Genomic DNA, 14736 nt, shown 5'->3' with positions numbered 1-14736 from the left:
ATAATTCCGCCTTTCGGCAGAGTTTAGCTGCGCGCCAGCCAACTGCCCGGATCTATAGGCTTTCCGTTGTGGCGAATTTCAAAATACAAACCGCTACTTGACTGACCACCAGAGTTGCCAACATGGGCAATGGCCTCGCCTGCACTCACAGGTTCACCGGCTTTTTTCAGCAAACTTTGGTTGTGCGCATACAAGCTCAAATACCCCTCGCCATGATCCACAATCACCAGAAGACCGTGGCCGCCAAAATAATCGGCAAACACAACGCGGCCGTGATGTACCGCCACAACAGAATTACCCATCGGTGCTGCAATGTAGGCACCATTCCAATTCATTTGGCCCGCAATACGTGCGCTGCCAAAACGGTGGATCATGCTGCCTTGTGTTGGCCAGGGTAAACGGCCTTTACGCAGTGAAAATTTTTCGCCACCTTTGGGTAACGGAACATAACCGGGAGAGTTGATAGCACCTGTGGTGGCAACGCGGGAGGTTACGCGCTCCAGCAATGCTTGCAAGCGGCGGCGGTCTTCACTGAGCTGCTTTAATTCCTGATTTTTATTTTTCAGCTCGCTGTTCACTTTGGCCAGCGCTTGTTGGCGCGTTTGGTGGACGGTTTTCAATTGGGCTCGCTGGGTATCCAGCTCCGCCTGCATCGCACCTAACTCAAATGTTTTTTTTTCTATCTCGGGAGTCAGTGCATCAATTCGCGTAATCGTATCCAGATAGGTGCGCATTTTTTGGCTGTGTGCTTCCATGAAATAACTGTGGTATTTCATGATGCGTGATACTTGATCAGGTGATTCCTGATTAAGCAAAACCTTGACTTCACTTTGCTCGCCCAATTTATGGGCCGCACGCATTTGTTCAGCGATTTGTGCCTGCTGTTGTTGGCGCGCTTGCTCCAATTGGCTGCGTTCGTTTTTTAATTGGTTTAATTCGTTGTTTTGCTCTTTAAGCTGCTTATTGATGTCGTTGGCTTTTTTTTGCAGCTCATTAATTTGCTTTTCTGATTTTTCCAAATCTTTTTGCAGCGTTGAGCGCGTGCCTTGCACCTGTTTAAGTTCTTTTTGCAGGGCTTCTATATCTTTCTGCAGTTTTGCCATTTCGGCTTTTTCATCAGCCTGTGCATAAACGCCAGACAGCGCTAAAGACAGCAGGCTGCAGGCGAAAAATGTTTTGGTCAGAATCAAAAAACGCTTCATGGCATGTATTGTCTGCTGAAAAAGAAAAATAAAACGGCTGTTAAAAACAACAACCAAACAAACGGCAGAAAGAAAATCAGCCGTTTGTTTGGTGGCGCATTAACCGAGCGTAATTAAATTGCGGCCAGTCATTTCTTTGGGTTGCGGTACATTCAGTAGCGCCAGCATGGTGGGTGCCACATCGGCGAGCGATCCGCCATTTGCCATAGTGGCTTTACGGTCACTGACAAAAATAAAGGGCACGGGTAAGGTCGAATGCTGGGTATGTGGTTGACCGGTTTCATCGTCAAACATTTCTTCTACGTTGCCGTGGTCAGCCGTGACCAAGGCATCGCCACCAACTTTTTTAACTGCAGCAAGTACTTTACCCAAACACACATCCACGGCTTCTACCGCTTTCACCGCCGCATCCATCAAGCCTGAGTGGCCGACCATATCGCAGTTGGCGTAGTTGCAAATAATTGCATCGTATTTGCCGGACTCAATTGCTTCCACCAATTTCTCAGTCACTTCCGGTGCGCTCATTTCCGGTTTCAAATCGTAAGTGGCCACTTGCGGCGATGGAACCAAAATACGGTCTTCGCCGGGGTAAACCACTTCGTTGCCACCATTAAAGAAAAAGGTAACGTGCGCGTATTTTTCTGTTTCAGCGATGCGCAATTGGGTTTTGCCCAAGCCGGAAATATATTCACCAAATGAATTACTCAAATCTTCTGGCGGGAACGCGATGGGAGCCTTGATGCTGGATGCGTATTCGGTGGTTTGCACAAAGTGCGCAATTTTTGGATGGGTCTCGCCGCGGTCAAAACCGTCGAAGGATTCATCGATCAATGCGCGGGTAATTTCACGCGCGCGGTCAGGGCGGAAGTTCATGAAAATCACTGAGTCGCCATCGTTAATGGTCGCGACTTCTTCTTCCTCACCGCAGATAACGGTGGCCTTCACAAACTCATCATTTTCACCGCGCTCGTAAGCGGCCTTCAGGCCTTCAACGGCAGTGAGTGCATCGTATTCAGCATCGCCAGTTACCATCACATCATAGGCTGCTTTTACGCGATCCCAGCGGTTGTCGCGGTCGAGTGCAAAGTAGCGGCCAACGATAGACGCAACGCGGCCGGTGCCCAATTCTTTGAACAGGTCTTCGGCTTTTTGCAACGACGATTCAGCACTGCGCGGCGGCGTGTCGCGGCCATCGAGGAACGCATGCAGGTAAACGTTTTTGGCTCCACGCTGCACGGCCATTTTGATCATCGCGTACATGTGCTCCTGATGCGCATGCACGCCGCCTTCAGACAGCAAACCGAGGATGTGCACCGATTTATCATTGGCGATAGTGCTATCAATCGCTTTGACATATTCAGGGTTGGTAAAAAAATCGCCATCGCTGATGGATTTATTGATGCGGGTAAAGCTTTGGTACACCACGCGGCCTGCGCCAATCGTGGTATGACCAACTTCGGAGTTGCCCATTTGGCCTTCCGGTAAGCCCACCGCCATACCGGATGTTTCGATCAGGGTATTGGGGCAGGTTTTCCACAGCTCGTCATACACCGGGGTATTGGCGGCGTGGATTGCGTTGTATTTGGTTTTTTCCGAATAGCCGTAACCGTCGAGGATCAGCAAAACTACAGGTTTCTTGGCGCTCATAAATCGCTTCCAGTGTCGGATGAACTTGAAGTGGTTGGTGACGATGGCGGCTTGTGATCGCCGGTGTACGCAACCCCGGATAAGATGGGGGCAATGCCCGCACAGTTAGCCTGCATTCTAGCGGGTTGGGCGGCGTAACTCTATGTCTAAACCCATGAACGGTCTGCTCCGGCTGGCTATCGCGCCCATAGTTGACGATGTTTTTGGCATCTGTGCCAGGCGGATGCCCTTGTTGAATCGTGTATACTTCGCCGCCTGTCGCGCGCAGGGTAAAGTTTTTGTGGATTTCATTTGAAATCGACCTTGTTGCCCCCACCTCGGTTTCACCGGGACAGCGAGCGATCCAATCCTCTCCTTGCAGGCCATCATCCTGCAGTTTTATAAGAAGGCCGTTATCGTGGATTTTTTTAATTTTGTGACCCAAGAGTGGCTATTAGTCACCACCCTGATTGTGCTGATTTATATCTATGTCTGGCGCGACCGTATTAAAAGTGGCCGTCCGGTGTCGCCCCACGAAGTGACCAAACTGGTCAATGCGGGCAATGCGGTGGTAGTTGATCTGCGCGAGGGTGCAGAGTTCAAAGCCGGGCATATCGTAGGGTCATTAAATATCCCTTACGCCAAGCTGAGCAAAGAATCCACCGAGGTGGCGTCGTACAAAGGCAAAACTATCATTCTGGTCGATAAGCTTGGGCAACATGCTGGTGCAGTTGGTCGTTTCTTGGGCAAAGAAGGTTTTGATGTTCGCCGTTTAGGTGGTGGCATCGCCGAATGGCAAGCGCAGAGTTTGCCTTTAGTGAAAGGTAAATAAGTTAAGGTAATACTTAGTTACGTTAGCAGCCCTTGTAGGGCGTGGAGTTTTGTATGGCGCGCGTGTTGATGTACACCACAGCAGTTTGTCCTTATTGCGTTAATGCCAAAAAGCTGTTGGCGCAAAAAGGTGTAACCGTGGAAGAAATCCGCGTCGACAGCCAGCCGCATTTGCGCCAGGAAATGATGGCCAAAAGCGGTCAGCGCACAGTGCCGCAGATCTGGATCGGCGATACCCATGTCGGCGGCTTTACTGATCTCTGGGCGCTGGATAAAGCGGGTAAATTGGATCCATTGCTGGCGCAGCCCTGATTGCGCCAGAAGTTTTTAAACAAACGTTAAATTTAATCACATCAAGTCGAGTTAGATCATGTCTGAAGAAAATAACCAACAAGACGCTGGCCAGGCAGCTGGCAGCAATCCGATATTTGCTATCCAACGTATTTATTTGAAAGATATTTCTTTCGAAACCCCAATGGGTCCCGAAGCGTTTACCAAAACATACAAGCCTAATATCCAGCAGGATTTGAACATTCAAGCGAACCAGATTGAAGAGGGTTTGTTTGAAGTGGTATTGCTGCTTACTATCACTGCGCGCATTGAAGATCGCGCTGTATTTTTGGTGGAAGTAAAGCAGGCCGGTTTGTTTGCAATTTCCGGTATCGAAGGCCCAGCGGTGACTCAATTAATCAACACGGCTTGCCCGCAAATCCTGTTCCCTTATGCGCGCGAAGCGGTGGATAGCATTCTCGGTCGCGGCAGCTTCCCTCCATTAATGCTGGCTCCAATTAATTTCGACGCAGTATTTGTTCAGGCGATTACCGCTGCACAACAACAAGCCCAGGCACAAGCGCAAGCTGAAAAACCGGAAGTAGTGAATTAATTCCACACAGGTTTTTCCCAAAAAAGGCGATCATTAAGGTGATCGCCTTTTTTTATTGCGTGTGATTGATGCGTCCGATTTAACGTTGACTCGAATTTGTCATTGTAATCCCGTCAAACTTTCGTAATATCATCAAGGCACTACTTCATTTGAAATACTTTCCGCCTTGGGGCTTCACGCATGTTCAATCTCTCCAGCACCAACCGCCACGCCAGCCACATTGCAGCGATTGATCTTGGCTCCAACAGTTTTCACATGATTGTTGCCCAATGGGACAATGGCCAGCTCAACTTGCTCGATCGTTTACGCGAGCCCGTGCGTATGGGGTTTGGCTTGCAAGAAGATGGCGGCTTGAGTGAGGATGCCCGTGACCGCGCACTCGCGTGTCTTGAGCGTTTTGGTGAATGCCTGCGTGCCTACCCATCGCGCAGTGTGCGTATTGTTGGTACCAAAACCCTGCGCAGCATTAATGATTCTCGTCAGTTTTTAATCGAAGCCGAAAAACGCCTTGGCCACCCTGTTGAAATTATTTCTGGCGATGAAGAGGCGCGTCTGATTTATATCGGCGTTGCGCACGATATCGCACCGGATGGTGACAACCGTATTGTGATGGATATTGGCGGCGGCAGTACGGAAGTTATTATTGGCAAAGGCATGCAGCCAATATTGAAAGAAAGTTTAAGCATGGGCTGTATTGCCATCACCAAAAAATTTTTTAGTGAGGGAAAGGTCACCGAAAAATCGGTTACCAAAGCATTGATCGCTTGCCTGCAAGAATTACAGCCAGTAAAAGATGAGTTTTTACAATCAGGTTGGTCGCAAGTGTTGGGAGCATCAGGCAGTATCAAAGCGGTTGCTAAAGTATGTCAGGCCAATGGCTGGAGCGACGGCACTATCACACTGGAAGCGCTTGAAAAAATTATGTCAATTTATGTGCAGCATGGAAAATTGGATGTGCACATAAATGGTTTATCGGAAGATCGCCAGCCGGTTTTTCTGGGCGGCGTCATTGTGTTGGCGGCACTATTTGATGCGCTGGAATTAAAACAGATGATCGCCGCCGAGTGGGCGTTGCGCGAAGGTTTATTGTTCGATCAGAAAGGCCGTTTGGAAAATCACGATATACGCCAGGCCAGTGTCGATGCCCTCGCTGCGCGCTTCCACGTGAATATGGAAAAAGCCATTGCTGTAGAAAAAACGGCATTGGGTTTGTTGCAACAAGTCGCAGCGGGTTGGCACTTAACAGCCGATGATGCCAATAAATTATTGGGTTGGGCAGCGCGATTGTATTTGGTTGGTTTGGATATCGCGCATAACGATTACCACAAACACTCTGCGTATATTGTACAAAATGTGGATCTCGCCGGCTGCTCCCGCGCAGAGCAAACGCAAATTGCCGCCTTGGTGCTGGCGCACCGCAAACGTTTTCCTGCAAAAAATTTCCCGCTCGACAACACTAATTTGTTGCGCTTGGCGATTTTATTACGCCTTGCCGCGATTTTTCATCGCGGCCGCATTAAAGACGGTTTGCCCGCCATAAAATTAAAATGCGATGGCAAAAAAATAAAACTTTATTTGCCCGGAAAATGGCTGGATACGCATCCATTGACCCAGGCCGATCTGGAAACTGAACAGCGTTATCTAACGGATATAGATTATGAATTGCAGTTGACAGCAGATTGAATTCCCATACAACCAAAATTAATCTGCAATACAATCATCACTCAATATTTTGCACCTGTTCGCGCATTTGCTCGATCAACACTTTTAATTCCACCGCTGCTTGGGTCGTCTCACTCACTACCGATTTTGATGAAAGCGTATTGGCTTCGCGGTTTAATTCCTGCATTAAAAAATCCAGGCGGCGACCAAGGGAATCGGTTTTTTTTAAGCTGCGTTTGACTTCAATTACGTGAGTATCAAGGCGGTCGAGCTCTTCATCGACATCGGCTTTTTGTGCGAGCAGGACGATTTCCTGTTTCAATCTTTCCGGGTCTAATTCGATTTGCAAGGCGGCAAGTTTGGTTTGTAATTTTTCGCGTTGTGCCGCCAGAATTTCGGGCATGCGCGCGCGCACATTAGCGACTTGAGCAGAGACGCTATCGAGACGGTTGATAATTAATTGTTCAAGCTCGGCACCTTCACGCGAGCGATGTTCAATCAATCCTTCCAATGCCGACTCAAATAATTCCAGCGCAGCTTTATGCAGTGCTTCGCGATCCAGTTCCTGTTTTTGAATCACGCCTGGCCAGCGCAAAATATCCAGTGCATTGACCGGTGCGGCGGCGCTGCCTAACAGGCCATTAATTTGCTGGGCGGATTTGGTTAGCTGCGACACTTTGGCGAGGTTGATGCCGAGTTCCGATTCGCCTTCCTGTTCCCATTGCACGCTCAAGCTGGCTTCAACTTTGCCGCGCTGCAGTGCTTTGCGCATGGCATCGCGCAGGTGCGGTTCAATTTCGCGGAAATCTTCCGGTAAACGGAAGCTGGGTTCGAGGTAGCGGTGATTCACACTGCGGATTTCCCATACCAATGTTCCCCAGGGGAGTTTGGCTTCGCGGCGGGAGAATCCAGTCATACTACGTGGCATAAGGGCTCCTGGAACTATGGTGTTCTATGCTGGGTTGATACAGGGCGGGCGGTGACTTCTACGCACAAGAGCTGGTAGAGTTCCCCGGCAAATTAACATTTATGAACAAGCGAGGGATGGTAACACACCTTCCCGCAGATCTATTTCCAGTAGTAAGGAATCCTTTTATGCAACGTCCTAGCGGCCGCACTCCAGGCCAATTACGCCCTATCCGTATTACCCGTCACTACACCAAACACGCCGAAGGCTCGGTATTGGTGGAGTTTGGCGATACCAAAGTGATCTGCACCGCGAGCGTGGTTAATTCGGTACCGCCCTTTTTGCGCGGGCAAGGACAAGGGTGGTTGACCGCTGAATACGGCATGTTGCCCCGCTCTACCGGCACCCGGATGGATCGCGAGGCCGCGCGCGGCAAACAACAGGGGCGCACCGTGGAAATCCAGCGCTTGATCGGGCGCTCATTGCGTGCGGCGGTTGACCTGACAGCCTTGGGTGAAAACACCATACACATCGATTGTGACGTTATTCAGGCAGATGGCGGCACCCGTACAGCCTCCATCACCGGTGCCTGGGTTGCGCTGGCCGATGCGATCAACTTTCTGAAGGCTCAAGACAAAGTCACCGGTGAGCCGCTCAAGCGCGCAATTGCCTCTATCTCTGTAGGGATTTATCAGGGTGTGCCGGTATTGGATTTGGATTACCCCGAGGATTCATCGGCCGATACCGATATGAATGTCGTCATGGGTGATGACGGCGGCATTATTGAAATTCAGGGCACCGCTGAAGCAGAGCCTTTTACGGAAGCCGAATTTGCGGCGATGCTGGGACTAGCTAAGCAAGGCATTGCGCAGCTACACGAACTTCAGCGCCAAGCATTGCAAAAATAGCCAACGGATTTCGCTGAAATCACCTTTTTATCTGGCAGTTAATACCAAAAAACCGATCTTACATACAGGATCGGTTTTTTGTTTATAAGGAAATAATTCTTAACGGTTTAATTTAAGCAAACCCAACAAAAGTGAGCATAATATTGCTCTTCACTTTGAGTTAACTCTCTTGTTATACCGCATTAACCTCTTCTTTTTTTACAAGCTGAAAATATGTCTTTAGATAAAATTCGCCTTCAATCGCTCCACGCTAAAGTGATGAGCGCACATCAAGCCGCATCTTTTATTCAAGATGGCATGACCGTCGGCATGAGTGGTTTCACTCGTGCCGGCGAAGCCAAAGCGGTGCCTCAAGCTTTGGCCGCACGCGCTGTACACGACCCGTTAAAAATCACTTTAGTCACGGGTGCAAGTCTGGGTAATGATCTGGATAAATTACTGACTGAGTCGGGCGCGCTTTCTCGCCGCATGCCGTTTCAGGTAGACAGTACCCTGCGTAAAGCGATCAACGACGGCAAGGTGATGTTTATCGATCAGCATTTGTCCGAAACCGTGGAGCAAATGCGCAACAAGCAATTACCAATGCCGGATATCGCCATTATTGAGGCTGTTGCAATCACCGAAGAGGGATACATTATTCCTACTACCTCGGTGGGCAACTCAGCCAGTTTTGCGATATTCGCCAAGCAGGTGATTGTTGAAATTAATACGGCGTTGAGCCCGGCGTTTGAAGGGCTGCACGACATTTATATTCCTAGCTATCGCCCTACGCGCGCGCCGGTGCCATTGGTCGATGTTAAAGATCGCATTGGTACCAAGGGCATTCAGATTGCGCCGGAAAAAATTGTCGGTATTGTGTTTAACAACACGCTGGATTCTCCATCAACCGTGACACCACCCGATGACGAAACCCAAGGTATCGCCAAAAATTTGATTGCGTTTTTGCAACAGGAAGTTGATGAAGGTCGTTTACCTAATAATCTTGCGCCCTTGCAAGCGGGTATCGGTTCGATTGCCAACGCGGTGATGATGGGCTTGCTCGGGTCGCCCTTCACCGATTTGGTGATGTATTCCGAGGTGTTGCAAGATTCAACCTTTGAATTGATTGATGCAGGCAAAATGAGTTTTGCCTCGGGCAGTTCCATCACCTTATCCAAAGCCTGTTCTGAGCGCGTGTTTAATAATCTCGACCATTACAAAGATAAATTGGTGCTGCGTCCGCAAGAAATTTCCAATCATCCTGAGCTGGTGCGCCGACTGGGTATTATCGCTATTAATACCGCGTTGGAATTTGATATTTACGGCAACGTGAACTCAACGCATGTATGCGGTACACGCATGATGAATGGCATTGGCGGGTCAGGCGATTTTGCACGTAACGCGCACTTATCGATTTTTGTCACCAAGTCCGTTGCCAAAGGCGGCAGCATTTCGTCTGTGGTACCGATGGTGAGCCATGTGGATCACAGCGAGCACGATGTGGATATTCTGGTGACTGAAATAGGTTTGGCGGATTTGCGCGGGCTGGCACCACGTGAACGCGCACGTGTGATTATCGATAACTGTGTTCATCCGGATTATCATGCGGCACTCAATGATTACTTCGAGCGTGCGTGCCAATTGGGTGGCCATACTCCGCATATTTTGCGCGAAGCTTTTCAGTGGCATATTAATTTGGAAGAAACCGGCCATATGTTGAAGCAGAAGGCCAATTAAAAGAGCGCAATAAAAAACCCGCAACACGCGGGTTTTTTTATGTACGTAGATGGCTAAGGATTACCGGTTTATTCAACCGGAATCAAACCTAGGTTACGCACAATTTGCGCGGTAGGTTCGGTTTGGTTCATAGTGTAAAAGTGCAAGCCGGGCGCACCATTTTCCAACAGGGTTTCGCACAGTTCTGATACCAGCTCTACGCCGAATGCTTTCAGGCTGGCTTCATCATCACCATAATTTTCCAGCGCTTTACGCAACCAACGCGGAATTTCTGCACCGCAGGCATCGGAAAATCGCGTTAAATTTTTGTAGTTGATAATGGGCATAATGCCGGGATAAATCGGTTGGGTAATTCCGGCCTTCTGGCATTGATCGATAAAGAAAAAATACGAATCCGGATTAAAGAAATATTGCGTGATCGCACTGTTGGCGCCCGCATCAAATTTTCCTTTCAGGTAGCGCACATCATCGCTATAGCTTTTGGCTTGCGGATGGATTTCCGGATAGGCAGCAACCTCCAGTTGGAAATGTGCACCAAAATGTTTGCGGATAAATGCCACCAGCTCATTGGCGTAAACCAGCTGAAAACCACCGCCAACACCGGATGGGATATCGCCACGCAACGCGACTATGCGATCAACGCCAGCGTCTTTATATTCCTGCAGTAAACCGAGAATGGTTTCTTCATCATCACCACCAAACGACAAATGCGGTGCGGTGCTGACGCCATCAGCGGTAAATTTTGTTACCAGCCCTTTGGTGTTGTCGCGCGTAGAGCCGCCCGCACCATAGGTGACGGAAAAGAAATCCGGATTAAAAAAATTCAAGTCATCGCGCACTTTAATTAGCTTTTCTTTTCCTTCCGGTGTTTTGGGCGGGAAAAATTCAAAGCTCAGACGCAGTTGTGAGTCGTTCATAATTTTACCTTTACGATTTTCCCTCACTCCAACCCTCTCCCGGAGGGAGAGGGCGCATGTTCAACTTAAGAATAAATTGGTCTTAAGTGGCACGTACAGTTCCTTCTCCCTCCGGGAGAGGGTTAGGGTGAGGGAAACAAAATTAATACTTATAAGAATCCGGCTTAAATGGCCCTTCAATTTCCACACCAATATATTCGGCTTGGTGAGAAGTCAGTTTGGTGATCACGCCACCGAAACCTTCCACCATATCGCGCGCCACTTCTTCATCAAGTTTCTTCGGCAGTACACGCACATAAATATGTTCTGCTTTTTGTTCGGCTGGCAAGTCAGCAAATTTACGCTCGTACAAATACATTTGTGCGAGTACCTGGTTGGCGAAAGAGCCATCCATGATGCGCGATGGGTGACCGGTTGCGTTGCCTAAATTCACCAAACGACCTTCGGATAAAATAATCAAATGGTTGTTGGTGGCTTTATCGCGATACACTTTGTGCACCTGCGGTTTGATCTCTTCCCACTCCCAATTTTTGCGCATAAACGCTGTATCGATTTCACTATCAAAGTGACCGATGTTGCACACCACGGCGCCATTTTTTAATGCGCGCAGCATGGCAGAATCACACACATTGACGTTGCCGGTTGTGGTGACAACCAAATCAGTGGTGCCCAATACAATGTGATTGATGTCTTCGTATTTGCCGGTATTGATGCCATTGTTGTAAGGCGATACCACTTCAAAACCGTCCATACAAGCTTGCATTGCACAGATAGGATCAATTTCGGTAATTTTTACGATCATGCCTTCCTGACGCAATGATGCAGCAGAACCTTTACCTACATCGCCGTAACCCACGACCAATGCTTTTTTGCCCATCAGCAAATGGTCGGTGCCGCGTTTGATGGCATCGCTCAAGCTGTGACGGCAGCCGTATTTGTTATCGTTTTTACTTTTGGTCACGGCATCGTTTACGTTGATGGCTGGCACTTTCAATGTGCCTTTTTTCATCATCTCAACCAAACGGTGTACACCGGTGGTGGTCTCTTCAGAAATGCCGTGGATTTTGTCGAGCATGTGCGGATATTTTTCGTGCACGATTTGGGTAACATCGCCGCCGTCATCAAGAATCATATTGGCATCCCAAGGCTTGCCATCTTTGTTGATGGTCTGCTCGATGCACCACCAGAATTCTTCTTCGGTTTCGCCTTTCCACGCAAATACAGGAATACCGGCAGCAGCGATCGCAGCGGCAGCGTGATCTTGCGTCGAGAAAATATTGCACGATGACCAACGCACTTCTGCACCGAGATCCACCAGTGTTTCAATCAGCACTGCGGTTTGGATAGTCATGTGGATGCAGCCAATAATTTTGGCATCCGCCAGTGGTTTGCTCGCTGCATATTTGCGGCGCAGCGCCATCAATGCAGGCATTTCGCCTTCGGCGATTTCAATTTCTTTACGGCCCCAATTAGCGAGGGACATATCGGCAACTTTGTAGTCGGTGAAGCTCATAATAATTTTCCTAAAATGAATTCTGTGTTTTTTTCCCCTCACCCAGCCTCTCCCGGAGGGAGAGGAGCGGAGAGTGCTAAATTCGTAGTGCGTGCTTTTAACCCCCTCTCCCTCTGGGAGAGGGCTGGGGTGAGGGTCTTAAAGCGCTTTCTTCAATGCATCTGCCTTATCGGTTTTTTCCCAAGTGAAATCGGGTAACTCTCTACCAAAATGACCATATGCTGCAGTCTGGCGATAAATCGGGCGTTTCAAATCCAGCATTTGGATCAAACCGCGCGGACGCAGATCAAAATGTTCGCGCACCAATTTGACGATTTCAGCATCCGACAATTTTCCGGTACCGAATGTGTTGATAGAAATTGATGTTGGTTCAGCAACACCAATCGCATAGCTCACCTGAATTTCACATTTATCAGCCAAGCCTGCCGCAACAATATTTTTTGCCACGTAACGGCCTGCGTAAGCGGCAGAGCGATCTACTTTTGATGGATCTTTACCAGAGAATGCACCGCCGCCGTGACGTGCCATGCCGCCGTAAGAATCCACAATAATTTTGCGGCCAGTCAAACCGCAATCGCCCACTGGGCCCCCGATAATAAATTGGCCAGTCGGGTTGATATGGTATTGCGTATCTTTGTGTAGCCATTCAGCAGGCAATACATTTTTGATAATCAATTCGCGCACGGCTTCGCGAATTTCTGCTTGCTGCACACTCGGGCTGTGTTGGGTGGAAAGTACAACGGCATCGATTGCCACCGGCTTACCGTTTTCGTAACGCAAAGTCACCTGACTTTTTGCGTCGGGGCGCAACCAGGGCAATTCACCGCTCTTGCGCAATTGTGCTTGTTTTTCTACCAAGCGGTGCGCATAAAAAATCGGCGCTGGCATCAATACGGAGGTTTCATTGGTGGCGTAACCAAACATCAAACCCTGGTCACCTGCACCCAAATCTTTTTCATCGCCTTCATCAACACCCATGGCGATATCGGCCGATTGTTTGCCGATTGCATTTAATACTGCGCAGCTTGCGCCATCAAAACCAACATCGCTGGAGTTGTAGCCGATATCCAGAATTACCTGGCGAATCAAATCTTCCAAATCAACGTAAGTGGATGTACGCACTTCACCGGCGACAATCGCCATGCCGGTTTTTACCAGTGTCTCTACTGCAACGCGCGCGTTGGGGTCATCTTTTAAAATGGCATCGAGCACAGCATCGGAAATCTGGTCAGCCATTTTATCGGGATGGCCTTCGGAAACTGACTCGGACGTAAAGACGGAATATTCGGACATGGCTTTTTCCTTTACATAATTTCGAAAATAAAAAAATAGGGTAGCCCGTATGGAGTGAAACGCAATAAGGGCTTTATTGTTACATCATCGGTGTTCCCGTATTTCGCTAGGCTCCATACGGGCTACGTATTAAATTTTTAAGAAGCTAAAAATTCGTCGGTTTGAAAAATTGGCGCAATTGAATTTGGAAACCGTTGCGCAGTGCAAAATACACACTTTGACCTTCATCTAATTTTGCCGCCTGTGCCCAGCGCGAAAAATCCTGTGGATCAAACCCTTGCCACAAATCACCGCAAGCTTCGCGCGCCCAGGCTTGTTCGTGGCGACACAAATCGCAAACCAACAGCGCGCCGCCGGGTGCGAGAGCATTACTTAAATCCTGAAAAATATCGGCAGGTGACGGCGTATGGTGCAGAACCATATTTACCAAGATGCAATCAGCCAATATTTTATGGCCGAGCAAACTCTGTGTGTCGCCGTGGATAAATTCGATATTGCGCAGATTTTTTTCGCTCGCAAATACGCGCGCTTTGTCGAGCATATTGGCGGCATTATCGAGTGCAATTACGTGATTAAAGTGTTGTGCGATCACCGCTAAAAATTCACCTTCACCGGGGCCGATTTCCAGCGCGAGTTTTTTATCGCGCAGCGGTGTGTTGTTGAGCAACTGCGTCATCTGCTCGGCATACACCGGATAGCTGGCAATCAGATCTTGCTGCGCGCGAAATTTATCGGCATTTTCGCTAAAAAATTGCTGCGCGGCCTGGCTGCGTTCTTGCTGCAACTCGCGGATGGGCAGCAACAGGTGTTCGGCAATCGGAAAGGTATCGACGGTGGCAAACAATTGTTGCTGTAAAGCGGCGAGTGGGTGATCGGGTGCTAAATAAGCGCGACGATAAAAAATCGAATTGGCCTCGCGCCGCGAACTGAGCAGCCCCGCATTATTGAGCACTTTAAGATGATGGCTCATGCCTGACTGTTTTATCGAAAAGATCCGGCACAGCTCCAGCACACCAAACGAATCCTGGCTCAGCACCCGCAGTATCTCCAGGCGCAAAGGGTCGCCTGCGGCTTTAAGCAGGTTGGCGAGTGGACTGAGTGGCGTCTCCAGCTCGACCATGTCGGTTAGCACTGGCAGGGATGCATCATTGTTTTGCAGGGATTGGTTCATTCTGTGGTCAACAAGTGGAAAGTGCTGCGCAGTCTAGCAGCCAAAAAAACCTATATCAAAATATTTTGATATAGGTTTTAGGCTTTTTTATGCTCAAGAACGCCGAT

The 14736-nt window shown here is 48.9% G+C and carries 13 protein-coding genes; 6 read left to right on the top strand and 7 right to left on the bottom strand.

The genetic code is table 11. From position 1 onward, the window contains the following. Positions 1 to 23: 23 nt before the first annotated feature. Complete coding sequence (locus B2739_RS01265; protein ID WP_331344063.1) at positions 24 to 1202, bottom strand: murein hydrolase activator EnvC family protein; 1179 nt, start codon at positions 1200 to 1202, stop codon at positions 24 to 26. 99 nt (positions 1203 to 1301) lie between these two features. After that, entirely contained in the window at positions 1302 to 2849 is a 1548-nt protein-coding gene (gene gpmI, locus B2739_RS01260) for a 2,3-bisphosphoglycerate-independent phosphoglycerate mutase (protein WP_331344062.1), read from the bottom strand. 397 nt (positions 2850 to 3246) lie between these two features. Here gpmI and B2739_RS01255 point away from each other — a divergent pair, with 397 nt between their 5' ends. The 4 genes from B2739_RS01255 to B2739_RS01240 all read left to right on the top strand — a co-directional run bounded on the left by B2739_RS01255 (position 3247) and on the right by B2739_RS01240 (position 6225). Further along, on the top strand, positions 3247 to 3660 hold the full coding sequence (locus tag B2739_RS01255; RefSeq protein ID WP_331344061.1) for a rhodanese-like domain-containing protein: 414 nt from the start codon (positions 3247 to 3249) through the stop codon (positions 3658 to 3660). Between the two features lie 53 nt (positions 3661 to 3713). Further along, positions 3714 to 3971: a glutaredoxin 3 gene (gene grxC / locus B2739_RS01250; RefSeq protein ID WP_331344060.1), complete on the top strand. Its 258-nt coding sequence runs from the start codon at positions 3714 to 3716 to the stop codon at positions 3969 to 3971. A gap of 58 nt (positions 3972 to 4029) precedes the next feature. Beyond that, complete coding sequence (gene secB, locus B2739_RS01245) at positions 4030 to 4542, top strand: protein-export chaperone SecB (protein WP_331344059.1); 513 nt, start codon at positions 4030 to 4032, stop codon at positions 4540 to 4542. Positions 4543 to 4722: 180 nt separating this feature from the next. After that, positions 4723 to 6225, top strand: coding sequence for a Ppx/GppA phosphatase family protein (locus tag B2739_RS01240; protein ID WP_331344058.1), 1503 nt, complete (start codon positions 4723 to 4725; stop codon positions 6223 to 6225). 37 nt (positions 6226 to 6262) lie between these two features. Here the strand turns inward: B2739_RS01240 and B2739_RS01235 are convergent, their stop codons facing one another. Next, entirely contained in the window at positions 6263 to 7132 is an 870-nt protein-coding gene (locus B2739_RS01235; protein WP_331344057.1) for a YicC/YloC family endoribonuclease, read from the bottom strand. Between the two features lie 167 nt (positions 7133 to 7299). Here B2739_RS01235 and rph point away from each other — a divergent pair, with 167 nt between their 5' ends. Both rph and B2739_RS01225 read left to right on the top strand, forming a co-directional pair. Beyond that, on the top strand, positions 7300 to 8019 hold the full coding sequence (gene rph, locus B2739_RS01230; RefSeq protein ID WP_331344056.1) for a ribonuclease PH: 720 nt from the start codon (positions 7300 to 7302) through the stop codon (positions 8017 to 8019). A 213-nt stretch (positions 8020 to 8232) separates the two neighbouring features. Then, on the top strand, positions 8233 to 9735 hold the full coding sequence (locus B2739_RS01225; protein WP_331344055.1) for an acetyl-CoA hydrolase/transferase family protein: 1503 nt from the start codon (positions 8233 to 8235) through the stop codon (positions 9733 to 9735). A 68-nt stretch (positions 9736 to 9803) separates the two neighbouring features. On the opposite strand, the gene metF is transcribed toward B2739_RS01225, so the two are convergent. From metF to B2739_RS01205, 4 genes are all read right to left on the bottom strand, one after another. Further along, positions 9804 to 10652, bottom strand: a complete 849-nt coding sequence (gene metF, locus B2739_RS01220; RefSeq protein WP_331344054.1) for a methylenetetrahydrofolate reductase [NAD(P)H] — start codon at positions 10650 to 10652, stop codon at positions 9804 to 9806. A gap of 142 nt (positions 10653 to 10794) precedes the next feature. Continuing rightward, a complete protein-coding gene (ahcY, locus tag B2739_RS01215; RefSeq protein WP_049631156.1) occupies positions 10795 to 12165 on the bottom strand; it encodes an adenosylhomocysteinase in 1371 nt (456 codons plus the stop codon). Between the two features lie 138 nt (positions 12166 to 12303). Beyond that, a complete protein-coding gene (gene metK, locus B2739_RS01210) occupies positions 12304 to 13458 on the bottom strand; it encodes a methionine adenosyltransferase (RefSeq protein ID WP_049631155.1) in 1155 nt (384 codons plus the stop codon). A 145-nt stretch (positions 13459 to 13603) separates the two neighbouring features. Next, a complete protein-coding gene (locus B2739_RS01205; protein ID WP_331344053.1) occupies positions 13604 to 14629 on the bottom strand; it encodes a metalloregulator ArsR/SmtB family transcription factor in 1026 nt (341 codons plus the stop codon). Between the last annotated feature and the right edge of the window lie 107 nt (positions 14630 to 14736).

It is taken from the genome of Cellvibrio sp. UBA7661, from assembly GCA_002483365.1.
Classification (GTDB): domain Bacteria; phylum Pseudomonadota; class Gammaproteobacteria; order Pseudomonadales; family Cellvibrionaceae; genus Cellvibrio.
This window is presented reverse-complemented; position numbering and strand designations above follow the sequence as displayed.